This window comes from Marinomonas ostreistagni (assembly GCF_016461785.1).
Taxonomy (GTDB): Bacteria; Pseudomonadota; Gammaproteobacteria; order Pseudomonadales; family Marinomonadaceae; genus Marinomonas; species Marinomonas ostreistagni_A.
Genome location: NZ_JAEMUH010000003.1, coordinates 1 through 21,917, shown reverse-complemented (window position 1 = coordinate 21,917; position 21,917 = coordinate 1). Strand labels below are relative to the sequence as shown.

The window sequence follows — 21,917 nt, the reverse complement described above, 5'->3', positions numbered from 1 at the left end:
ATAAGCCAGTTCAGCAGCTGCAGAGAAGTTCAACCGTTTGCAATTCTGGCAGAATCGAAGTTGGTACAATTTATGTCTACTACAACAATAACAAAAAGGGTCACCCCCGAATACGAGCTCGTTGATGATGGTATTGAAACCATTCGCTATCTTGAGCACGGCTATCCAAGCGAGCTAATTCGCTGGCATGCCCATGATGACTATGAACTACATTTTATTGTTGCATCGCAAGGCAAGGTATTTGTAGGTGATTACATAGGTAACTACAAACCAGGACAACTTATTCTGACTGGTCCAAGACTGCCTCATAATTGGATTTGTCAGGATACCGATACCAGTTACCCCATTCGAGATATGGTCATCCGATTTGACCATGAATCCTTTGAATACGGCGCTAAAATATTTCCAGAATTGGCTGAAGTTATGCCAATGCTACAACGTGCAAAATCCGGGATAGAGTTCTTTGATCTTGAATTCGATTTTCTCAAACAGGTTTTCGAAGACGTTCGAGATTCTTCGGGCTTGCAACGCGTTATCAATGCACTCCCCTTACTTCACAAACTGTCTCAAAGTCGAAACTATCGCTTACTTTCAACCGTACAAATAGACTTAAAATCCAGTGAGACCTTACAACGCAAGATCAACACGGTAGTTGATTATGTTTCAAAGAATTATGCTAACGATATTACCCTTGCGGATGTAGCCAGCTTAATCGGCATGTCTGATAGCCATTTCTCCCGTTTCTTTAAAAAAGCCACCGGTAACCGTTTTACAGAATTTGTAAATCGAATGCGTATTAGCCGAGCATGCAGCTTACTCACCGAAACGGATCAGCAAATCGCTAACATTTGTTTCCAAGTTGGATTCAACAATGTAGCCAACTTCAACCGCCGTTTTCATGAGTTAAAAGGCGTCACGCCTAGAGACTTCCGTACCCAATACTACAAACGTATTGAAGGCCAGTAATTTTAGAAAATGCACCTTTCCTCGATGGATATAGCCCTAGAGGAACTTTTACCGCCATCTATTTGATATTGATAGATGGCGGTTTTTTCATATCATGGATTCATACTAAGCTTTGTTAGCTCGATATTTAACGTTTTAGTTTGTTGATACAAGTTACGATAAACAGTGTATTTAGCACGGTAATAATCGAAGGTGTTATCTACTGGTATGTGCGTAGCCAGAACATCAGGAAGCTGACAATACTTTTTAATCAGCGCCTCAATTGCTTCCCCTTCTTGTTCTCGGTAACCCAGTAATGCTAATCGGGCCGCCCCAAGCCCAGGGCCAACATCACCACCATCTCTGTAAGTTAATTCTTTCTCCAATACGTTGGCAAGAATTTGGCGCCATAATGCGCTCCGAGCCCCTCCTCCTATCAACGATAATTCAGAGACAGTAGTACCAGCACTCGCCAAAGCATTTTGACAATCAAGAATCGAAAAAGCGATTCCCTCTAGCACCGCTAAGGTCATTTCCTCTCTTTGAGTACTGTTGACCAAACCAAAAAATTGGCCAGAGGCAAGTGGATCATTGATGGGCGTTCTTTCACCATTTAAATATGGAAGAAATATCACTGATGTCTTAGATATAGCGCTATGCTCTAGCTCCTCAAGTAACTCTGGAACAGACTTGGACACAAGATTTGCAAACCATGACAATGAGTTTGCCGCGCTTAACGTTACCCCCATTTGGTGCCAACGATTAGGTAGAGCGTGACAAAAAGCATGGACCGTATTTTCTGGTTTTGCATTATGGGCTTCAGAAACAGCGAAATACACTCCAGAAGTACCAAGCGAAACGAAGCCTTGTCCTGGCTCCGTCACGCCCATACCGACAGCCCCAGCAGCATTATCTCCGGCCCCTGCCACAACTGGGATTTCATTTAACCCCAATTGCTTGGCAACCTCTGCATTTAAGCAACCTATTACTTGTTGACCTTCATGAACGTTGGGCATATTTGCCTGCTTCAATCCTGTCATGGCAAGCAACTGTTCGTCCCACTGCCGTGTTTCAGGGTTTAGCCAAAGCGTACCTGCAGCATCCGAACAGTCACTTGAAAAGATGCCCGTTAAGCGGTACACCAAGTAATCTTTTGGCAGTAATACTTTATCGATTGCATCGAACACTTCAGGTTCATGTTCTTTGAGCCATAGAATTTTAGGTAAAGTAAAACCTGGCATGGCTAAGTTTCCCGACAAATCTAAAAGCTCTGGGTGAGCAGCCATGACCGCATCGCATTGTATTTTGCTACGACCATCATTCCACAAAATACATGGCCTTAGTACTTGGCCTTGTTGGTCGAGCACTGTCGCTCCGTGCATTTGACCAGACAAACCGATCGCTTTAACATTTTCAAGTTTTACTCGCTGGGATAATTGCTCACATACTTGCTCCACGGCAAACCACCAGTCTTCCGGTGCCTGCTCTGACCAAGTTGGATGGGGGGCACTAACTGTTAATGCGTAATTAGCTTGCGCGACAACCACACCTTCTTCATTGATGATCACGCCCTTTAAGCCTGAAGTACCTAAATCTAACCCTAAGAACATATTTTTACCTGCCAAATATGATTGCAGTGAATCGTTATTGTTTTGTGTTGATTGAGTGTCAGAAGTTGAAGCAATTTAGTCAATGGCTGATCAATAATCTGCATTTTTCGTATAACTCCAACGCAAAATGCATCAACTTAATTTGATTTTAGGATAGAGGTATAATTTGCTACATCAGTGCATTGATTTCACTCAATACAGCCCCACATAATCAATAGACTATTCACTTCTTCACTCTGAGGTCATTATGCAGATTGAGCCGCTTCTTAATGAAACGCTTCCCGCTACTAGCTACAGTCATACTCAAGACCTAGGTGTTATTTCTGTTCAAGGTCCTGACAGCCTCAAATTGTTACAAGGTCAGACTACCGCTGACGTAAAACTTGTTGACTTACAGACCAGTGTATTCGGTGCAGTGTGCACGCCTAAAGGACGCATCATTGCCAACTTTTATATTTTACAAAACGCTGCCGACTCTTTTTTAGTGGCGGTTAAGCGGGATGTGCTCGAGACACTGTTAGCCCATTTGAAAAAGTACGCCGTATTTTTCAAAACTGAGCTCTCGGATGTCAGCACTCAGTACCATGTTAGCTCTTTGTTTGCGCTAACAGACACACTTGAGCCACAAACGCAGTATGAATTAGCGATCCCAACCAGTCATCAAGATGGTTGCAGCCAATTGGTACTGAACAATACGTATTACCAAGAAACACTGACGATTGCCCCAGCATCAGAAGAGCTTCCGGATGCAGAAGATCCAGCCGCTCACAAGGTGATGGCTCTTTTGGCCGCACGACCACTGCTAGGTAAAGAGCACCTCGAAGAGATCCTACCTCAATGGATCAATATGCAACGCAACGGCGGGATCAGTTTTACCAAAGGCTGCTATACCGGACAGGAAATCGTTGCCCGTATGAAATACCGTGGCAAGTCAAAAAAACACCTAGCGCTTTGTACCTGTATAGGTCTAATGAAAGTTGGTGCGGATGTGATGAACGAAGAAGGCAAAGTCATTGGGTCAGTATTTGATGTCGCGCCTTTAGCGGACCTACAAGTTGCGCAATTGATCCTAAACATCGATCAAAGCGAGGTTGGTAGCGCCACAGTTGAAGGCTACGACATTAGCCTACTGCCTCTACCCTATGAGCTGGGCAACTAGCTTTTCCTAGCTTAGTAGAAAAGCGCGCTTGAACATTCAAAGCGCGCTTTTTTTTGGGTCTCAGGCGCTTACTCCGCAACCTGTAAATGCGCACTCCAATCAATTGGTGCTTTACCGATACTTTCGAGGTATTGATTCGCCTTTGAAAAATGGCCGCAGCCAAAGAAACCACGATAAGCCGACAATGGCGATGGGTGAACGCTCTCTAGAATACAGTGTTTAGAGCGATCAATATGACGGCCTTTTTTCTGAGCGTAAGAACCCCACAGCATAAACACCACCCCTTGATGGTGCTCGTTGATTAATTGAATCACTTGATCTGTGAAAGTTTCCCAGCCCTTATTCTGATGTGAGCCAGCTTTTGATGCTTCAACGGTCAATACACTGTTGAGCAGAAGCACACCTTGTCGTGCCCAATTGATCAGGTAACCATGATTGGCAATCGGTATATTCAGGTCAGCTTCAAGCTCTTTGTAGATATTGATCAAAGATGGCGGTGTTTTGATACCAGGTTTCACTGAGAACGACAGACCATGAGCTTGATTTGGACCGTGGTAAGGGTCTTGCCCTAAAATAACCACTTTCACTTGCTCAAAAGGGGTTTCGTTTAGAGCATTGAAGCAGTCATTTGAGTGAGGAAAAATCACTTTTCGCGCTTCTTTTTCCTGCACTAAAAATTCACGCAAACGCTGCATGTAGTCTTTGTTAAATTCATCGGCCAAATGTGCCTGCCAGTCGGATGCAAGATTCATAGTTACTCAGTTTTGAAATAAGGGTTAAATATGGGATCATTTAAGAGTGCATGATACCACTGCACACCATCCAATTCATGAGCTCCCCTTATTAACTGCCTTAGTAACAGCCAGACCAACTCACGTAAAACATAAGCTTGACGATAGCATTCGATACGGTAGCAATGCTCTTCATCTAAGGCTCCACCAATAATGATTGAATAAGCCTGTTGGAGTTGTTCGTAATTCAAGTGATGCGCATGAGCCAAAACCCCCAAGTCAAACAAAGGGTCACTCATCCCAGCGCATTCCCAATCAATAAGCCAAGCTCTATTGGACTTGAGAATAACGTTTTTAGGGTTCAAGTCGTTATGGCAAAGAACCAATGTATCTGGCCGTGGTGCCTTCGCTAAGGTGCTATAGAAACGTTGTACTTGCTCTATAGGTTCCACTATATCCGGTTCACAATGCCCTTTAGACAAGGCCTGTAGCCAGCGCTCTAATAACTCATAAACACAGTATTCTTGAGAAACGCTTGGTTGTTGATGTAAATGCTGCACCACCTCACAGATAGGTTTTAAGGTAGCGTCTTGGTGAACGACAGACCAAGGAAAGGTATGCCCCGCTAAAAACTGACTAACCACGCACGATTGCTGCTGCCAAACGATGTTCGCGGTTAATCCATGTTGAGCTGCTTGCCGCCAGATATGAAATTCCAGCTCACGGTTCACGCCAAACAGTTCATCGCTTTCTTGCGTTAAGCGCAACACCAGCTGAGGCTGGTTACACCAACGAATACAGTAAGTTTGGTTAGAAAACCCTTCCTCAAGAGGCACTAAGTCATACTCGCCATCTTTCGGTAAAATGGAGTTCATTTGCTTCAAATACTCAGAAAGTGCATACATTTTCAATCACTTATTGCCAGAGGGGGAAACCGCTGTCAGAATGTCCTTGATACCAATTTGAGTCAATATTTTACTGTTGAAGCACATAAATGAATAAGCACGAAGACATTATTCGCAGAATCCAAGAAAAACTGAGTACGCTGAGCAAATCTGAGCGTAAGGTTGCTGAAGCCATTTTAGCCGACCCTAAAACGACTATTCACTCCAGCATTGCGAAGCTTGCCGCGCGTGCCGAGGTTAGTGAACCAACGGTTAACCGTTTTTGTCGCAGCTTAATTGGCAGCGGCTTTCCAGACTTCAAAGTCGCATTAGCACAAAGCCTTGCGAAAGGAACACCTTATGTGAACCTTAACGTCGAACCTGACGATGCGCCTGGGGCCATTACCCATAAGATTTTTGAGGCGGCAAAGAACAACCTTACTCGTGCGCAAGAACTACTTCCAGAGACATTGATTAGTCGTGTAGTGGATGTTTTAGCACAAGCACGCCGTATCGAGTTTTATGGCCTAGGTGCATCAGGTCCTGTTGCTAAAGATGCGCACCATAAGTTCTTCCGCTTAAATATGCCAGTTGTCGCTTATACCGATATTTTGGTGCAACGAATGGCGGCGGCGGGCACTCATCCAGGCGATGCGGTGGTACTGATTTCATTGTCAGGTCGTACCTTACCATTGATCGAAACAGCCCGGGTTGCACGTGAAGCCGGTGCAACGGTAGTCGGTATTACTAACCCCGGCTCACCATTAACGGAACACTGCTCTATTGTGCTTCCGATCGAAGAAACCGAAGATACGGACATCTACACACCGATGAGTTCACGTATCGTGTATCTCACGCTGATCGATGCATTGGCAACAGGTGTACTGCTGAAACGCGGCCCTGAATTCAACGAGCATCTGCGCAAGTTGAAACTGAGTGTACAAGATACTCGCCTTCCGAAGCAGGATAACTAAAGTATTCAAAGGCGCCTAATCGGCGCCTTTCTTATTTGTTCCACTATAGAACCCTCACTTCCCCCTTAATAAGAGAATATCAATATTTTGTCAGAGGATTTTGAAAGATAATTGCTCACTCTCTTCTTAGAATCGCCGGTCAGGTTGTGTAATGGTTATTTTTTTGTAAAAAAAGCCTTTTTCAAGGAACTACAGCCCGATTGTCTTATGCAATCCATCATCTGAGGATGACATGCACCTCTGAGGCTCTTAGCTGATCCTCGGGAAACGTTTAAGCTTATTGAATAAAACGTCGCACAATATCCTTCGCTATAAGAAAACAAATCATGGGGACAACAATGATTGAAAACAGCTTAGCAATAAGCTTCACCTTCTTAGCCTATTTAGTGGTTATGTTAGGTATTGGTTTATACGCGTACAAACGTACATCTAGCTCAGAAGACTACTTCCTAGGTGGTCGCTCTCTAGGCCCTTGGCCTACTGCCCTATCCGCTGGCGCATCAGACATGAGTGGCTGGCTATTACTAGGACTTCCAGGCTACGCTTTCGCAGCCGGTATGGAGTCTCTTTGGCTAGCTGGTGGTCTGCTTGTTGGTACATGGTTAAACTGGCTAATCTGTGCGAAACGTCTTCGTACTTACAGTATCGAAGCCAACTCTCTAACCTTACCTGAATACTTGTCTACTCGCTTCCAAGATAAATCAAAACTGATTCAAACCATTTCAGCCTTCTTTATCTTGCTATTCTTCTTGTTCTACACAAGCTCTGGCCTAGTAGCGGGCGGTAAGCTTTTCGAAACAGTATTCGGCCTGGACTACCGTTGGGCAGTTGTAATCGGCACGGTATGTGTTGTGTCTTACACACTATTTGGTGGTTTCTTAGCCGTATCTTGGACAGACCTAGTGCAAGGCCTTTTGATGTGTGCGGCATTGGTTATCGTACCCATCGCAATTATGGAAGGCGACTGGTCTCAGCTTCCAGCGACACTAGAAGCGAAAAATCCAGAGTTATTGTCCCTATGGCGTGATGTAAATGGTGAACCTTTGAGCATCATTGGTATCATCTCATTGGTTGCTTGGGGCCTAGGCTATTTTGGTCAGCCACACATCCTAGCTCGTTTTAAAGCATCTCGTTCTAACAAAGACATTACTACAGCACGTCGCATTGCCGTTGTTTGGACAGCACTTTCAATGGTTGGTGCACTATTAATTGGTGTAGTTGGTATTGTCTACGTAGACAACCATATGGGCGGCTCTTTAGAAGACGGCGAAAAGATCTTTATGATCTTGGTGAATGCGGTATTTAACCCAGTCGTAGCGGGTATCCTATTAGCTGCAATTCTTGCTGCAATCATGAGTACCGCTGACTCTCAGTTGCTTGTGTCCTCTTCTGCGTTAGCGGAAGACTTCTACAAAGCTTGGATCAACCCAAATGCAACACAAAAACAAATCGTAAACATCGGCCGTTTTGGTGTTGTTGCTCTATCGATTATCGCGCTTATTCTGGCCTTTAACCCAGAAAGCTCGGTGCTTGGCTTAGTGTCGTACGCTTGGGCTGGTTTTGGTGCAGCTTTTGGCCCTGCCATCATTTTGAGCCTATTCTGGCGCAACATGAACCGCAACGGTGCCCTAGCAGGTATCTTAGTGGGTGGTATTACGATCGTTGTTTGGAAACAAATTTCTGGTGGCATCTTTGATGTCTATGAAATCGTTCCAGGCTTTATCCTATCAACCATCGCTATTGTTGTCGTTAGCCTTATGTCTGGTGCTCCAGAGAAGAAAGTACTGGATTCTTTTGAGTCATACGAGGGTAAATTGAACACGCTAGACTAATGATCTAGAGTCTTCATCTCTTCAAAGCCGAGCCTGAGCGCTCGGCTTTTTTGTGGCTGTCTGACAGCTCCTTTTTGCCGAATTTCCGTTCCAGCTCCAGCAACTAGAACCTCTTTCTAAAGGTCAAAAAAAGGCCTCCAAAAGGAGGCCTAAACACCATTACTAACAAACGTTAGTAGTCAGAGAAATCTGTTACTCGGGGAAAAGTGAACAAGCGCCCTGCTCAGCACCATTAACCAGCATGCGATACCCAGCAAACAACTCGCGTCCCATTCCTTGATGAGAAGCCGTCAGGTCACAACTAGCCTGCTCACGCTTAGCAAGCTCAGCATCGCTTACTAATACAGACAAAGTGCCTTTATTAGCATCTAAGCGAACCAAGTCACCATCTTGGATTTTGCCAATAAGGCCGCCGGCTAATGCTTCAGGAGTTAAGTGAATTGCCGCCGGAACCTTACCAGAGGCACCAGACATACGCCCATCGGTAACAAGTGCTACTTTGTAGCCCTGGTCCTGCAAGTTGCCAAGGAAAGGCGTCAACTTGTGTAGTTCTGGCATACCGATGGCTTTCGGACCTTGGTAACGTACTACTGCAACACAGTCACGCTTTAATTCACCAGTGCGAATCGCTTCAGCCAAGTCATTTTGATCTTGGAAAACAGCAGCAGGCGCTTCGATCACGCGGTTCTCTTCTTTTACTGCTGAAACCTTAATCACCGCACGACCAAGGTTACCTTCTAACAAAGACAAACCACCCTCTTTGCTAAATGGGTTGTCAATTGATCGAACAACTTCATCGTCTAAACTGGCTTCAACACCGTCACGCCATACTAGCTGATCACCTTCCATGAAAGGCTCTTTGGTATAATGCGTTAGTCCATGACCCACTATGGTATTTACGTCTTCATGTACCAAACCGCCTTTTAATAACTGCTTAGTTAGGAAAGCCATACCGCCTGCAGCTTGGAAATGGTTAATGTCCGCTTGCCCATTCGGGTAGATGCGCGTCAATAGCGGCACCACTTTTGAAAGCTCTGAGAAATCTTGCCAATTGATCACAATACCTGCCGCGCGAGCAAATGCGACAATATGCATGGTGTGATTCGTTGAGCCACCTGTTGCCAACAGACCGACCATAGCATTCACAATTGAACGCTCATCAATCACTTTATAGATTGGACGGTAATCTTTTCCTAGCGCCGTTGTTTTGGTGGCCAACTGCGCTGTATAGCGCGTTAATGCATCTCGCATTGGGTTATCAGGATTAACAAAAGAGGAGCCTGGTAGTTGCAGCCCCATCATTTCAACCAATAATTGGTTAGAGTTAGCTGTGCCGTAGAAAGTACAAGTACCTGCACTATGGTAAGAAGCAGACTCAGCTTCTAGCAGTTCGTCACGACTTGCTTCCCCCTTGGCAAAACGCTGACGAACCGCCGCTTTTTGCGCATTAGTAATACCAGATGGCATTGGGCCGGCTGGCACAAATAGGCATGGTAAATGACCAAAGCGTAAAGCCGCGATCAACAGTCCTGGAACAATTTTGTCACAGATACCTAAGAACACAGCAGCATCAAACATGTTGTGAGAAAGTGCTATCGCGGTACCTTGAGCAATGTTGTCTCGACTAAATAGCGATAACTCCATACCTTCTTGGCCCTGAGTGACACCATCACACATTGCTGGCACACCGCCAGCAACCTGTGCCACAGATCCCATCTCTGCCACGGCTTTGCGAATGATATCTGGGTAAGTTTCATAAGGTTTGTGGGCAGACAACATATCGTTGTAGGAAGTAACGATACCGATGTTAGCTTCATCCATCAGCTTAAGCTTTTGCTTTTCCTGAGGCTGACACGCCGCGAAACCATGGGCCAAGTTACCGCATGACAATGAACCACGATGTGGACCCTTTAACTCAGCCTGCTGCATATCCGCTAAATATTGAGAACGCAGCGATTTACTACGTTCAATAATGGCTTGGGTCACTTTTTCCACTATAGGGTTCATCATCTCTCTCCATTTGGGCTCCGGTTAAATGCTAGATTAAGAAAACAGAGCCGTTTTATGTAATTTTACTACATTTTAAGAATTTAAAGCCAACAAACAAGACTAAAGTTCTATATTAGGCATATTTATGTAATAAATTTACCAAAAAATATTACCAATACGCTTTTTTTTCTTTAGAATAGAGTTATAAAACAGGCTAAATGACAGAACATTTCAAAATGCCGTATGTTTTTTACACATACAATGCTCTCTTGGTAGGTTTAGCCATTGAGGATTTTTATTTTTGTAGTGTTTTTACAATAACATTGAAAGAATTCTGTTCTACACTAATTCCAATGAGCAGACTTTATCTTCGAATATTAGGAGTGAGATATGACGATTAAGGTAGCTATTAACGGTTATGGACGTATCGGACGCAACGTACTTCGAGCACTTTACGAGTCAGGAAAACGTGATCAAATACAAGTTGTAGCCATTAACGACCTTGGCGATTCCAAAATCAACTCTCACTTAACTAAATATGACACAGTTCACGGACGTTTCAATGCAGATGTAAAATTTGATGCTGAAGCGCTATACATCAATGAAGATAAAATCCTAACGTTTTCTGAGCGAGACCCAGCAAAACTACCTTGGGCAGACTTAGGTGTTGATGTGGTTTACGAGTGCACTGGTTTCTTCACTACCAAAGAAACAGCAGGTGCTCACATTAGCGCAGGCGCCAAGAAAGTCATTATCTCAGCGCCAGGCAAAGAAGTAGACGCCACAGTTGTTTATGGTGTTAACCAAGATGTTCTAACGTCAGACATGACAGTGATCTCAAACGCTTCTTGTACCACGAACTGTCTTGCTCCAATCGCGAAGCCGCTTAACGATAAGCTTGGCATCGAAAGTGGCTTGATGACGACGATCCACGCGTATACAAACGATCAGCGTTTATCAGACGTTTATCACTCTGACTTGTACCGTGCTCGCGCTGCTGCAATGAACATGATTCCTACTAAAACTGGTGCTGCAGCAGCTGTTGGCCTAGTGGTTCCAGAGCTTGCAGGCAAGTTTGACGGCATGGCTGTTCGTGTACCAACGATTAACGTGTCTTTGGTAGATTTAACATTTCAAGCACCGCGTGAAACAACGGCTGAAGAAGTGAACAAAATTATCGAAGACGCCATTGCGGCGGATCCAGTGTTGGCACAAGTATTGTGTGTTAACAATGAGCCACTAGTGTCTTCTGACTTTAACCATAGCACTTATACTTCCAACTTTGATGCGACACAAACTCGTGTACAAGGAAAGCTTGTTAAAGTCATGGCTTGGTATGATAACGAGTGGGGCTTCTCAAACCGAATGCTGGATAACACCATCGCTTTGATGAACGCCAAGTAAGACTAAATCCAAAAGGCTGCTGACGCAGCCTTTTTCATCTCTTATACTTCCCTGACGCATTATCACTTTTTTGGAATAGATATGACCCGCAGAACAAAGATCGTTGCCACATTAGGACCATCCTCTAGCTCACCAGAGATGATTGAGAAACTTATTTTGGCTGGAGCAAACGTTTTTCGTTTGAACTTCTCACACGGCCAACCTGAAGATCACATCAATCGCGCTAATGTCGTGCGTGAAATGGCGGCAAAAAATAAGCGTCATGTTGCTATTCTTGGGGATCTTCAAGGTCCAAAAATTCGTATCGCTCGTTTTAAGGATACAAAAGTTACGCTACAAGAAGGCGCGAAGTTTATCCTAGACGTAGGTTTCGACAAGAACGCAGGCGATGAAACGCGCGTAGGTATCGACTACCCTCAACTTGCAGAAGACTCTTCTCCAGGCAACGTGTTGCTTCTTGATGATGGTCGTGTTGTGCTGGAAGTCACTGAAGTGATTGGCATGGAAGTTCACACCAAAGTCATCGTTGGTGGTGCGCTGTCCAATAATAAAGGCATCAACCGTCAAGGTGGCGGCTTGTCTGCAGCGGCGTTGACCGACAAGGACAAAGAAGACATCAAAACGGCAGCGGCCTTAAAAGCAGATTACCTAGCGGTTTCTTTCCCGCGTAGTGCAGCAGATCTTGAGGAAGCTCGTGAGCTGGCTAAAGCGGCAGGTCTTGAAACAGGTATCGTAGCTAAAGTTGAGCGTGCTGAAGCGGTGGCTGACAACGAAACACTAGATGCTATCATTCTCGCATCTGATGCTGTAATGGTTGCACGTGGTGATTTAGGTGTTGAGATCGGTGATGCCGAGTTGATTGGCGTACAAAAACACATGATCAAACGTTGTCGTCAACTTAACCGTCCTGTGATCACAGCAACACAGATGATGGAAACTATGATTACACAGGCAATGCCAACTCGTGCAGAAGTGTTTGATGTTGCCAACGCTGTACTAGATGGTACTGATGCTGTAATGCTATCTGCAGAAACCGCTGCAGGCTCTTTCCCTGAAGAAGTGGTTAAAAAGATGGACAGCGTCTGTCTTGGCGCAGAGAAACATCCTTCAGTGATGCGTTCAAAGCACCGTCTTGATGTGACATTCACGTCGATCTCTGAAACGATTGCTATGTCAGCAATGTACGCAGCCAACCACCTTGAAGGCGTGAAAGCGATCATTAGTTTAACCGCTTCAGGTACAACACCATTGTTGTTATCACGTATTTCATCTGGTTTGCCAATCTACGCATTGTCACCAAACCAAGAAACATTGAACAAAACAGCACTATACCGTGGTGTTACACCCGTTGCGTTCTCTTCTCAAGAGCACAACATTGACACCATCATTTCAGGTCTCGTGAATAAAGTGAAATCTTTGGGCTTCGTTAAAGACGGCGACCTAGTGATCGTAACCAAAGGTGATCACCTTGTTTCACATGGTACAACTAACATGATCAAAGTGGTTGAAGTTGGCGCAGTTGTTTAATGGATAAAAAGACGGTTACAACAGCAGCGCGCAAACGCGTTGCTCTGGTTGCACATGACAACATGAAGCCCGAGTTGACATCTTGGGCTGTGCAACATAAAGATAAACTCGTTAAGCATGAACTCATGGCAACGGGGACTACTGGCAGCTTATTACAAAAGCAGCTGGGTGTACCGGTCAACGCCTTAATCAGTGGTCCACTTGGCGGTGATCAGCAACTTGGCGGCCTGATTGCAGAAGGCAAAATCGACATATTGATCTTCTTCTGGGATCCATTTGAGCCAATGCCCCATGATCCGGATATTAAAGCGCTCTTACGTGTAGCAGCTGTGTGGAACATCCCCATTGCTTGTAGCGTATCGTCGGCAAACTTCCTAATCAGCTCACCTCTGTTTGATGAGCCCTTTGAGAAGCAAATTCCAGATTACGATAGCTATCTAAAGGCGAGACTTTAAGTCTCGCCTTTTTTCTTTCTGACACTGTGCTTTTTTAAAATAAAAAGTCGCCTCTAGACACTCCCCCAACTCGCGGTTTCGACGAAAATCGGCTATATTATCGCCCCTATTTGCAGGAGTTGAATACAGCTCCCTTGAAGACTTGAAATCAAACTCCGACATATCCCCTCATACCCGTTGGAGAACAGAGCAGGAGAACAATTTTGCAAGCGAAAGTAGCCCTTATTATGGGATCTAAAAGTGACTGGGCAACCATGGAAGCAGCCGCTGAAATCATGGACAAACTAGGCGTTGCGTACCATGTTGAAGTGGTATCAGCACACCGTACACCGGTTAAGCTAGCAGAGTTTTCTGAAAGCGCAGTTGAACGTGGTTTTAAGGTTATCATTGGCGGCGCTGGCGGCGCAGCTCACCTACCTGGCATGGTTGCAGCACATACTCGCCTTCCTGTGTTAGGTGTTCCAGTTCAAAGCAAAGCTTTAAACGGCATGGACAGCTTACTATCGATTGCACAAATGCCAAAAGGTGTAGCGGTAGGCACGTTAGCCATTGGTACAGCAGGTGCTTTCAACGCTGGCCTATTAGCTTGTCAAATCCTTGCAAATGAAGATGCTGAGCTTGCAGAGCGTATTGAAGCGTTCCGCAACGAGCAGACAGATACGGTTCTTTCTAACCCAGATCCACGCGAGGCTTAATCCATGTCATCTATTTGGGTACTCGGCGCAGGTCAACTTGGCGCCATGCTTAAACAGGCAGCCAACCCACTTGGCTTAGACGTTAAACCTGTTGATATTGAAACCGACGAAACGTTGCCACTTCAAGCGGATGACATCGTCACAGCAGAACGTGAAGATTGGCCTGAAACGGCTGCAACAAAGCAGCTTGCAGCCCATCCGAACTTCGTCAACTTGAAAACGTTCCCACAGTTAGCCGATCGTCTGACACAAAAGCAGTGGATCGATAAACTGGACCTAGCAACAGCACCTTGGTTCCCTGTTGAAGATGACTCAACGGCTGAAAAAGCTTATCAAACACTGGGTGACCGCGTATTGATGAAACGCCGCCGTGGTGGCTACGATGGCAAAGGTCAGTACTGGTTGAAACAAGCTGAAAGCACTGAAATTCCAGATGACTGGAAAGGCCTAGCGATTGCTGAGCAAGCCATCAACTTTGATGAAGAGGTATCTGTTGTTGGTGTACGAGGTAGAAACGGTGAAAAATACTTTTACCCACTTACCCTAAACCTACACATTAACGGCATTCTGTACGCATCCATTTCACCGCTGCAGCGCTTAGAGCACCTTCAAGAACAAGCTGAAGGCATGCTTGGTAAGCTAATGGACGCGCTGGATTACGTCGGTGTGATGGCAATGGAATGCTTCCGTTGCGGCGACAAACTATTGATCAACGAATTGGCCCCACGAGTTCACAACAGTGGTCACTGGACTCAAGCTGGTGCAAGTGTTGACCAGTTCGAAAACCATATTCGTGCTGTAGCAGGTTTACCTTTAGCGCCTGCTGAAGTGAAAAATCAAAGCATGATGGTGAACTTGATCGGTGTTGACGTTGATTACAACTGGCTATCCATCAAAGGTCTAGAGCTTTACTGGTACCGCAAAGAAGTGCGCCCAGGCCGTAAGGTTGGCCACCTGAATGCTTGTTCAGGAGATCTCGACCAGCTGCAATCGATTCTCAAGTCATTGAGCTCCATGCCAGAGCCTTATGACCAAGCACTGGCTTGGTTGAGCGAAAACCTACCTACAGGTTAATTGCGAAAAAGGCTGCTACATGCAGCCTTTTTCATATCGCACTGCACTTTTCTGCTTTTATTCCCCCAAAAAAGCAAGCAATGTGCTTGTTTATTCCTGAGAATTCCATAGGATATAACGTACAGGCTTGGCCCAATAACTAACTTAAAATTAAATACGCCAAGTAATATTCTAAGGAACCTTGAATGAACCACTTAGAACTTGATGCTTATGACTGGAAGCTACTCAAAGCGCTCCAGACCAACGCTCGTCTTTCTAATGTCGCTTTATCCGAACAAGTGAATTTATCGCCTTCTCAGTGTTCTCGGCGCCTGCAGAGATTAGAGCAGAGTAGCTTAATTGAGGCATACAATACACGGTTAAACAGTACAGAACTAGGGTATCAAGTTACCGCTTTTGTGTTTATAACACTTGATAAAGGCAACAGTCTGGCTCGTAAAAACTTTCAAGAACGAGTCGCAACGATGGAAACAGTACAAGAGTGCTATTCTGTGACGGGGCATTGTGACTATTGGCTTAGAGTCATTGCGCAGGACCTTACGGCTTTATCAGATTTTCTTAGCGATGAGCTTTCAAACATGGAAGGAGTACGAGATGTCAGCTCGACTCTTGCATTAAACAAAATCAAGTACTGCACTTCTGTCCCACTCCCAAACTAAGCGCTCAGGAGCGCTTAGTGACCTCTGGCAAACGTATTGCCATCAATACTCCAACAACCGTGATTAGAGCGTAGATAAAAATCAGCATATCTAATGTCACCACTTCACTTAGCAACCCAATTAAACTGAATACAAGCAGCATCATCCCTATCGCGGTATTCCCTACCGCTACGAAGCTCGTACGCTTATTTCCCTCAGCCATATCCACTAGGTAGGTTTTGCGACCAACACGAATACCTTGGTGAAAAACCGTCAGCAAAAAATACAGTGCCGGTAATAACCAAAAGCTCTCAAGCGCCTCCGGTAGCCACTGCGCAATAGCAAAAAGAGCAATACTTGTCAGCGCTCCTAAACTCGATGCTAAGATCAGAACTTTACGGCTTGAGTCATCAGAAAAGCGGCCCCAAAAAGGCCCTGAGACGAGGCCTGCTAAGCCACTGATCATCATAAATATCGCTAACACCCAAATTGAGTCACCAATTCTTTCCTCAGCTAACAGAACGTAATACGGTGCAGCCAAAGCCGTCCCTAAGAAACACGCTCGTGTTATGACAAAGTGACGAAATTCTTTATCGGATATTAGAAGTGATAACTGAGATAAAGAACGCATCACACTAAAGTCTGTATCGTCCGTCTCCCCTTTCGGCTCATCAACACGCGAAAAGATGAATGCAGATAACAACCAAAGCACCGCACCAGCAATCAACCCCCAAATAAAGTAAGACGATGTCTGCCAATCATAGGCATAGCTAAGAGCCATCATAAGGCCAATGCCGATCGTTACTAGACCAGCTGCACTGGCAGATAGCCCTGTCACTTGGCCTCGCTCTGACTTAGGGATGGTTTTACCTAAAATGTCCTTTGTCGCAACAGAATTGAGCCCACGAGCTAAGCTAAAGCACGCCAGCAGCAATATGATACTCATGCCTGCTGTATAGCCCTCAAGGGAGCTTGCAACGAGTGCCATCAACAATAACGACATAGCCTGTATTACGCTTCCCAATACCCACACCCACTTACGAATCGTTAAACGGCGCATCGCACTGGCAATAAATAACTGCGGTAATAACGAACCCGACTCGCGAATTGGCACCAGCCAGCCCACTAAAAACGTTGGCGCTCCAACAGACTGGAGCAACCAAGGAAGAGTCACCTTGGGATTAACGATTGCATCTCCTGTATTAGTGAGAAACTGCGCCGTGATTAAGCGAATAAAGTTCCTTGCCACAGAAGGTTTGTCTTCATGCCTTTTCTCGTCTGACTTCACTATCCAGTTGTACAGGCTCACTACCCATGATTGATGACTCATTCACCGAAATCCTTATTTTCAAGACTTAATAACGTACGTACTATTTTATAGAAACAGTTTAATTAATTGCGCAGCTAATCTTAAAGTAATGAGGTTCAAGATAAGAAAGTTTAAGTAGGGCTATCTATCAAGTCTTAGCATAAATACAATTTATTAAAGTAAGTCGAATCCACTTATCACTAATTCAAGAGAAGACACTAACATGGCACATGACAACAGCAGCGACCTCAATACTAAAGTCACGACGATGAAAGGCTTTGCTAAGCTAGCTGACTATTCTCTAGTGGATTCACTTAACGCTGACCCAGAAAGCGATCCAGATGGTAACGAGCATCATCCGAGGCAAGTCTTCTCAGGGCACTATGTACCAGTAAGTCCCACACCTTTGCCAGACTTCGAGTACGTTGCTCACAGCAACACACTCTTTGAAGAGCTTGGCTTAGATGATGCCTTAGCACTTACGGAAACATTTCAAGAAGTCTTTTCTGGAGACCTGTCAAACGTTACAGCACCGATGTTGAGATCCGGCTGGGCAACAGGTTACGCGTTATCTATTTACGGTACAGAGTACACTCAGCAGTGCCCTTTCAGAACAGGAAACGGATATGGTGATGGGCGTGCCATGTCTATATTTGAAGGAGTATTTAAAGGTAAACGTTGGGAAATGCAGTTGAAAGGCGGTGGTCGTACACCTTACTGTCGTGGTGGTGATGGTAGAGCCGTCCTACGCTCAAGCGTACGAGAGTTTCTTGCACAAGAAGCAATGCATGCCTTGGGTATTCCAACATCTCGTTCTCTTAGCCTATTTGTTTCGAAAACTGAGCAGGTGCATCGCCCTTGGTATCACGAAGGCTCACAGTCCACTGACCCTGAAATCATGGTGTCTAACCCTGTAGCGATATCAACCCGAGTGGCACCCTCGTTTATACGTGTCGGTCAGCTCGAACTATTTGCACGTAGAGCACGAATCAACGAGCATCCTAATGCGTTAAAAGAGCTTGAGATGATAGTGCACCATCTAATCGATAGAGAATACAAAGGTGAAATCGATCTAGCGTTATCTTTTTCTAAGCAACTGATCAAACTTGCTGAAGTATTCCGCGAACGCCTCAGTTCATTAGTAGCGAACTGGATTCGAGTAGGATACTGCCAAGGGAACTTTAATGGTGACAACTGTCCTGCTGGCGGCTACACCCTAGACTATGGCCCATTTGGCTTCTGCGAGATATTTGATCCAGCGTTCCAACCTTGGACTGGTGGTGGACGCCACTTCTCATTCTTCAATCAACCTCTAGCAGCGCAGCAAAACTTTAGCATGTTCTGCAAATCGCTTGAGCCATTACTGCAACAAGAACCAGATGCACACAAAGCACTACTGCAAATTCGTGATGAATTTATCCAGGTGATGCAGCAGAAGATTGAAGCCATGTGGGTCAGCAAGCTAGGACTTGAACGCTATGACTCAGAGCTTGTGACGCAGCTGTTAAGCTTAATGTTCAGCGCCCGCGCTGACTTTAATATGTTCTTCCGTGAGCTGTCTCATATACCAAAAGACATTTCAGCCCTGACCAGTACTTTTTATACAGAGCCAACTGAAGAACAGCTAATCCAATGGCAGCAATGGCTTGAGCAGTGGCGCGTAGCTATCCATGCGGACGAAAAACAAGCCAGCATTAGCCAAGCGATGAAACAAGTGAACCCTAAATACACTTGGCGCGAATGGCTCGTTGTACCTGCTTATCAACAAGCAGAACAAGGTAACTATGATCTCATTAGAGAGTTACAAGAAGTCCTTAACAACCCTTACCAAGAACAATCTAAAGAGATCGAAGATAAGTACTACCGCCTTCGCCCAGAAGAGTTCTACAGGATGGGCGGCGTTAGTCATTACAGCTGTTCTTCGTAAAGGTTTAGCAATAGCAGTATTAGCGTAAGGGTCTTTTTCGATCGAGCAAACGAAAAAAAACCCTGACTGCATCAGCAATCAGGGCTTCATAATGAAAAGCTTGACGATATTTATGCCCTTGCGGTGCGACCTACTCTCACATGCCCACCAATTCAAAAGATCACACTACCATCAGCAATGCAATGGTGAGCGCCTGTGGCGTGTAAAGAGTCACTTCTGAGCGTCTGTGACAAGCACGCGGATGAGATCAGGTACTCTATGATCAGCCGAGATAAGGAGCTTGCAACACCATCCGCCCCATTTGACTTCATTCAACAGCAGAAGTTCTAGAGGGCTTCTAATGCCAAAAGATTACTTATGGTTTGTCTTTTTCTAATGAGACGGTATTCTCCTTCTTCAATTATTACTTCAGGCGCTAGTGGTCGACTGTTGTAATTTGATGACATAGAAGCACCATAGGCCCCAGCATCATTAAATACCAATAGTTCACCAACTTTAGGATTATCTAATGTTTGATGGCAAATTACCCCATTTGCATTCTGAGTAAATACATCGCCAGACTCGCACAAAGGGCCAGCCACCGCATACTCAAGCTCATTAGATGGTATTATTGCAGGCTTCTGATGTGTTGCTTGATGAACCACCTCAATTTTGTGATAGCTGCCATACATACTCGGTCTTAACAGGTCATTAAAACCCGCATCAACTAGAATGAAATTGTGGTGCTGCGTTGATTTCAAGCAATGGATTTCCGCCACCAAAACACCCGCGTTTGCCACTAAAAATCGTCCCGGCTCTACTTCTAGTTTAATAACGTGGCCTAAATGATTTTCTATCTCTTTACGAGCCTCATCCCATAATCTAAAAAAGCTATTGGTATCTAATTCTGCATCCTTTTCTGTATAAGACGCAGGAAGCCCACCTCCAGTAGAAATGGCTCGAATATCCACATTGGCTAATTTCACTATCTCGACCATAACTTGGCAGGCTTGAGACAAATGTGCAAAGTCTGAACCTGAACCAATGTGCATATGAATGCCAATTAAGTCCAAACCATATTGTTGAATCATAGCTACGGCATGCGGCAAATCTTCTAGCGAAATACCATGTTTGCTATTTGGTCCACCAGTATTGGTTTTTTCACTATGCCCATGGCCAAAACCAGGATTTACTCGTATCCAAACTGGATGGTGAGGATTTACTTCTGCAATTCGATACAACATATCCATAGAGCCAATATTGACAGGAATGTCGTGTTGAATAACCAATTCTATCGTTTCACGATCTATCACATCTGCGGTAAAAACAATGCTTTCGGGATTGTCACTGTTGCTGTAGCCCGCCACTAAACTTCTTTCAATTTCTCCAGCGGACACGGCATCTACCATTACGCCTTCATCTCGCATCAATCGTAATATATGCGTATTCGAACAAGCTTTTTGCGCAAAGCGAATGACATCAAACTCTCGAAGCCGTCTTATCTGTTGTCGAATAGTAGCCGCATCGTACACCCACACAGGAGTACCAAACTGCTGGGTTATTTCTATTAGTGTATTGGGATTAAAAATTGTCACTTCGCCATGCTCCTATAGATTATTTGAGTCACTTTTTTAGTTATTGAAAGTGAATCAATCATAGCGCTCAGACAAAAATACAAATAATATCTATTTATTCAATTTCTATTCACTTCCGATATGACTTATGAAGCTAACATTCCGACAAATTGAAATATTCAATGCTTTGATGACTGCGGAAAGCGTGACCAACGCTGCAGATATATTGCACACCTCGCAACCCACCATTAGCCGAGAATTAGCAAGACTTGAGCAAGTATTAGGATTCACTTTATTTGAACGAGTGCGAGGCCGACTCAAGCCCAGCAATGCGGCTTACACTCTTTTTGAGGAGGTGAAACGCTCATACATAGGTTTGGAAAGAATTTGGTCAACCGTTGAAGATTTGCGCATTGATCAGGTAGGAAGACTTTCAATACTGACATTGCCAGCTTTTTCTCAGTCGCTTTTACCGGGAGCTTGTTTAAAGTTTTTAAACACCGGCAAAAATGTCGGCATCTCTATTTCGGTGCAAGAACCACCATATTTAGAACAAAGTTTAACGTATCAGCAATACGATCTTGGTTTGACTGAAAACAACTACTCACCTTCAGGTACTACACTTAAACCTTTGTTAAGCATCGATGAAGTCTGCATTTTGCCAAATAACCATCCATTATTAACAAAAGATATTATTGATATTCGAGATTTCGAAGGTCAACCTTTTGTTAACTTATCCCCTACTGACCCTTATCGAATCAAATTGGATGAAGAGCTACATAAACTTGGAATCAATCGTAAAACGGTGATAGAAACACCCACAGCCGCGTCTGTCTGTCAGCTGGTTAGCAAAGGGGCGGGAATTGCCATCATCAACCCGCTAACCGCTCTGGATTTTATTGAGCATGGCCTGCAAATTCGTCCATTGAATGTGTCTTACCCATTTACCGTCAATATACTTTTGCCTTTACACCGTCCCTTTAACCCTTTTTTAGATGACTTTATTGCAGCACTGGAAGAGGAGGCGAAAGAAATAATAGCCAAAATTAATATGAACTCTGCTAATTAAATTTAGATATACTTGCTAATGAGCAATAAAGCGCAGGTCGGGATAAGGAACTTGCGACGCCATCCGACATTGTCTAGCCGATGTTTATAAAATTTGTTGGATGACTCCAGACTACGGTGATTGTCTTCTTCAAAACAGGCGC

At 44.7% G+C, this 21,917-nt stretch carries 18 protein-coding genes; 12 read left to right on the top strand and 6 right to left on the bottom strand.

What is annotated here, in order from left to right:
• Positions 1 to 72: 72 nt before the first annotated feature.
• Entirely contained in the window at positions 73 to 966 is an 894-nt protein-coding gene (locus JHD44_RS03305; protein WP_199461074.1) for a helix-turn-helix domain-containing protein, read from the top strand.
• A 92-nt stretch (positions 967 to 1,058) separates the two neighbouring features.
• Here JHD44_RS03305 and xylB read toward each other — a convergent pair whose 3' ends face one another.
• Complete coding sequence (xylB, locus tag JHD44_RS03300; RefSeq protein ID WP_199461072.1) at positions 1,059 to 2,555, bottom strand: xylulokinase; 1,497 nt, start codon at positions 2,553 to 2,555, stop codon at positions 1,059 to 1,061.
• 247 nt (positions 2,556 to 2,802) lie between these two features.
• Between xylB and JHD44_RS03295 the strand changes: the two genes are divergently transcribed.
• Positions 2,803 to 3,714: a YgfZ/GcvT domain-containing protein gene (locus JHD44_RS03295; protein WP_199461070.1), complete on the top strand. Its 912-nt coding sequence runs from the start codon at positions 2,803 to 2,805 to the stop codon at positions 3,712 to 3,714.
• Positions 3,715 to 3,782: 68 nt separating this feature from the next.
• Here the strand turns inward: JHD44_RS03295 and ung are convergent, their stop codons facing one another.
• Complete coding sequence (gene ung, locus JHD44_RS03290) at positions 3,783 to 4,466, bottom strand: uracil-DNA glycosylase (RefSeq protein WP_199461068.1); 684 nt, start codon at positions 4,464 to 4,466, stop codon at positions 3,783 to 3,785.
• Between the two features lie 2 nt (positions 4,467 to 4,468).
• The gene (locus JHD44_RS03285) at positions 4,469 to 5,350 is read right to left on the bottom strand and encodes a phosphotransferase (RefSeq protein WP_199461066.1); all 882 of its coding nucleotides are present in this window, start codon (positions 5,348 to 5,350) and stop codon (positions 4,469 to 4,471) included.
• Positions 5,351 to 5,439: 89 nt separating this feature from the next.
• On the opposite strand from JHD44_RS03285, the gene hexR reads away from it, so the two are divergent.
• Both hexR and putP read left to right on the top strand, forming a co-directional pair.
• Entirely contained in the window at positions 5,440 to 6,303 is an 864-nt protein-coding gene (gene hexR, locus JHD44_RS03280) for a transcriptional regulator HexR (protein ID WP_133563632.1), read from the top strand.
• A gap of 338 nt (positions 6,304 to 6,641) precedes the next feature.
• Complete coding sequence (gene putP / locus JHD44_RS03275; RefSeq protein WP_133563634.1) at positions 6,642 to 8,135, top strand: sodium/proline symporter PutP; 1,494 nt, start codon at positions 6,642 to 6,644, stop codon at positions 8,133 to 8,135.
• A gap of 192 nt (positions 8,136 to 8,327) precedes the next feature.
• On the opposite strand, the gene edd is transcribed toward putP, so the two are convergent.
• Positions 8,328 to 10,142 (bottom strand): phosphogluconate dehydratase, encoded by a 1,815-nt coding sequence (gene edd, locus JHD44_RS03270; RefSeq protein ID WP_199461478.1) that lies wholly within the window; start codon positions 10,140 to 10,142, stop codon positions 8,328 to 8,330.
• Positions 10,143 to 10,514: 372 nt separating this feature from the next.
• On the opposite strand from edd, the gene gap reads away from it, so the two are divergent.
• The 6 genes from gap to JHD44_RS03240 all read left to right on the top strand — a co-directional run bounded on the left by gap (position 10,515) and on the right by JHD44_RS03240 (position 15,938).
• Positions 10,515 to 11,528, top strand: coding sequence for a type I glyceraldehyde-3-phosphate dehydrogenase (gene gap, locus JHD44_RS03265; protein WP_199461064.1), 1,014 nt, complete (start codon positions 10,515 to 10,517; stop codon positions 11,526 to 11,528).
• Positions 11,529 to 11,609: 81 nt separating this feature from the next.
• Positions 11,610 to 13,055, top strand: a complete 1,446-nt coding sequence (gene pyk, locus JHD44_RS03260) for a pyruvate kinase (protein WP_199461062.1) — start codon at positions 11,610 to 11,612, stop codon at positions 13,053 to 13,055.
• Positions 13,055 to 13,510 (top strand): methylglyoxal synthase, encoded by a 456-nt coding sequence (locus tag JHD44_RS03255; protein ID WP_199461060.1) that lies wholly within the window; start codon positions 13,055 to 13,057, stop codon positions 13,508 to 13,510. Before pyk ends, JHD44_RS03255 begins: the two co-directional genes overlap by 1 nt.
• A 203-nt stretch (positions 13,511 to 13,713) precedes the next feature.
• Positions 13,714 to 14,205, top strand: coding sequence for a 5-(carboxyamino)imidazole ribonucleotide mutase (purE, locus tag JHD44_RS03250; RefSeq protein ID WP_133563642.1), 492 nt, complete (start codon positions 13,714 to 13,716; stop codon positions 14,203 to 14,205).
• A gap of 3 nt (positions 14,206 to 14,208) precedes the next feature.
• Positions 14,209 to 15,279 (top strand): 5-(carboxyamino)imidazole ribonucleotide synthase, encoded by a 1,071-nt coding sequence (gene purK, locus JHD44_RS03245; RefSeq protein ID WP_199461058.1) that lies wholly within the window; start codon positions 14,209 to 14,211, stop codon positions 15,277 to 15,279.
• Positions 15,280 to 15,464: 185 nt separating this feature from the next.
• Complete coding sequence (locus tag JHD44_RS03240) at positions 15,465 to 15,938, top strand: Lrp/AsnC family transcriptional regulator (protein WP_199461056.1); 474 nt, start codon at positions 15,465 to 15,467, stop codon at positions 15,936 to 15,938.
• Positions 15,939 to 15,942: 4 nt separating this feature from the next.
• Here JHD44_RS03240 and JHD44_RS03235 read toward each other — a convergent pair whose 3' ends face one another.
• The gene (locus tag JHD44_RS03235; RefSeq protein WP_199461054.1) at positions 15,943 to 17,247 is read right to left on the bottom strand and encodes an MFS transporter; all 1,305 of its coding nucleotides are present in this window, start codon (positions 17,245 to 17,247) and stop codon (positions 15,943 to 15,945) included.
• A gap of 202 nt (positions 17,248 to 17,449) precedes the next feature.
• Here JHD44_RS03235 and JHD44_RS03230 point away from each other — a divergent pair, with 202 nt between their 5' ends.
• A complete protein-coding gene (locus JHD44_RS03230) occupies positions 17,450 to 19,153 on the top strand; it encodes a protein adenylyltransferase SelO (RefSeq protein ID WP_199461052.1) in 1,704 nt (567 codons plus the stop codon).
• A gap of 326 nt (positions 19,154 to 19,479) precedes the next feature.
• Here the strand turns inward: JHD44_RS03230 and lysA are convergent, their stop codons facing one another.
• Positions 19,480 to 20,727 (bottom strand): diaminopimelate decarboxylase, encoded by a 1,248-nt coding sequence (lysA, locus tag JHD44_RS03225; RefSeq protein ID WP_199461050.1) that lies wholly within the window; start codon positions 20,725 to 20,727, stop codon positions 19,480 to 19,482.
• A 127-nt stretch (positions 20,728 to 20,854) separates the two neighbouring features.
• Between lysA and JHD44_RS03220 the strand changes: the two genes are divergently transcribed.
• Positions 20,855 to 21,775, top strand: a complete 921-nt coding sequence (locus JHD44_RS03220; RefSeq protein WP_199461048.1) for a LysR family transcriptional regulator — start codon at positions 20,855 to 20,857, stop codon at positions 21,773 to 21,775.
• Positions 21,776 to 21,917: the final 142 nt, after the last annotated feature.

What these genes read in the sequence shown, in the direction of transcription:
- JHD44_RS03230 (WP_199461052.1), top strand. Translation starts at nt 17,450, where the DNA reads ATGGCACATGACAACAGCAGCGACCTCAATACTAAAGTCACGACGATG.
- hexR (WP_133563632.1), top strand. Translation starts at nt 5,440, where the DNA reads ATGAATAAGCACGAAGACATTATTCGCAGAATCCAAGAAAAACTGAGT.
- gap (WP_199461064.1), top strand. Translation starts at nt 10,515, where the DNA reads ATGACGATTAAGGTAGCTATTAACGGTTATGGACGTATCGGACGCAAC.
- JHD44_RS03235 (WP_199461054.1), bottom strand. Translation starts at nt 17,247, where the DNA reads ATGAGTCATCAATCATGGGTAGTGAGCCTGTACAACTGGATAGTGAAG.
- JHD44_RS03295 (WP_199461070.1), top strand. Translation starts at nt 2,803, where the DNA reads ATGCAGATTGAGCCGCTTCTTAATGAAACGCTTCCCGCTACTAGCTAC.
- pyk (WP_199461062.1), top strand. Translation starts at nt 11,610, where the DNA reads ATGACCCGCAGAACAAAGATCGTTGCCACATTAGGACCATCCTCTAGC.
- ung (WP_199461068.1), bottom strand. Translation starts at nt 4,466, where the DNA reads ATGAATCTTGCATCCGACTGGCAGGCACATTTGGCCGATGAATTTAAC.
- JHD44_RS03255 (WP_199461060.1), top strand. Translation starts at nt 13,055, where the DNA reads ATGGATAAAAAGACGGTTACAACAGCAGCGCGCAAACGCGTTGCTCTG.
- xylB (WP_199461072.1), bottom strand. Translation starts at nt 2,555, where the DNA reads ATGTTCTTAGGGTTAGATTTAGGTACTTCAGGCTTAAAGGGCGTGATC.
- edd (WP_199461478.1), bottom strand. Translation starts at nt 10,142, where the DNA reads ATGAACCCTATAGTGGAAAAAGTGACCCAAGCCATTATTGAACGTAGT.
- putP (WP_133563634.1), top strand. Translation starts at nt 6,642, where the DNA reads ATGATTGAAAACAGCTTAGCAATAAGCTTCACCTTCTTAGCCTATTTA.
- JHD44_RS03220 (WP_199461048.1), top strand. Translation starts at nt 20,855, where the DNA reads ATGAAGCTAACATTCCGACAAATTGAAATATTCAATGCTTTGATGACT.
- JHD44_RS03305 (WP_199461074.1), top strand. Translation starts at nt 73, where the DNA reads ATGTCTACTACAACAATAACAAAAAGGGTCACCCCCGAATACGAGCTC.
- JHD44_RS03240 (WP_199461056.1), top strand. Translation starts at nt 15,465, where the DNA reads ATGAACCACTTAGAACTTGATGCTTATGACTGGAAGCTACTCAAAGCG.
- purK (WP_199461058.1), top strand. Translation starts at nt 14,209, where the DNA reads ATGTCATCTATTTGGGTACTCGGCGCAGGTCAACTTGGCGCCATGCTT.
- JHD44_RS03285 (WP_199461066.1), bottom strand. Translation starts at nt 5,350, where the DNA reads ATGTATGCACTTTCTGAGTATTTGAAGCAAATGAACTCCATTTTACCG.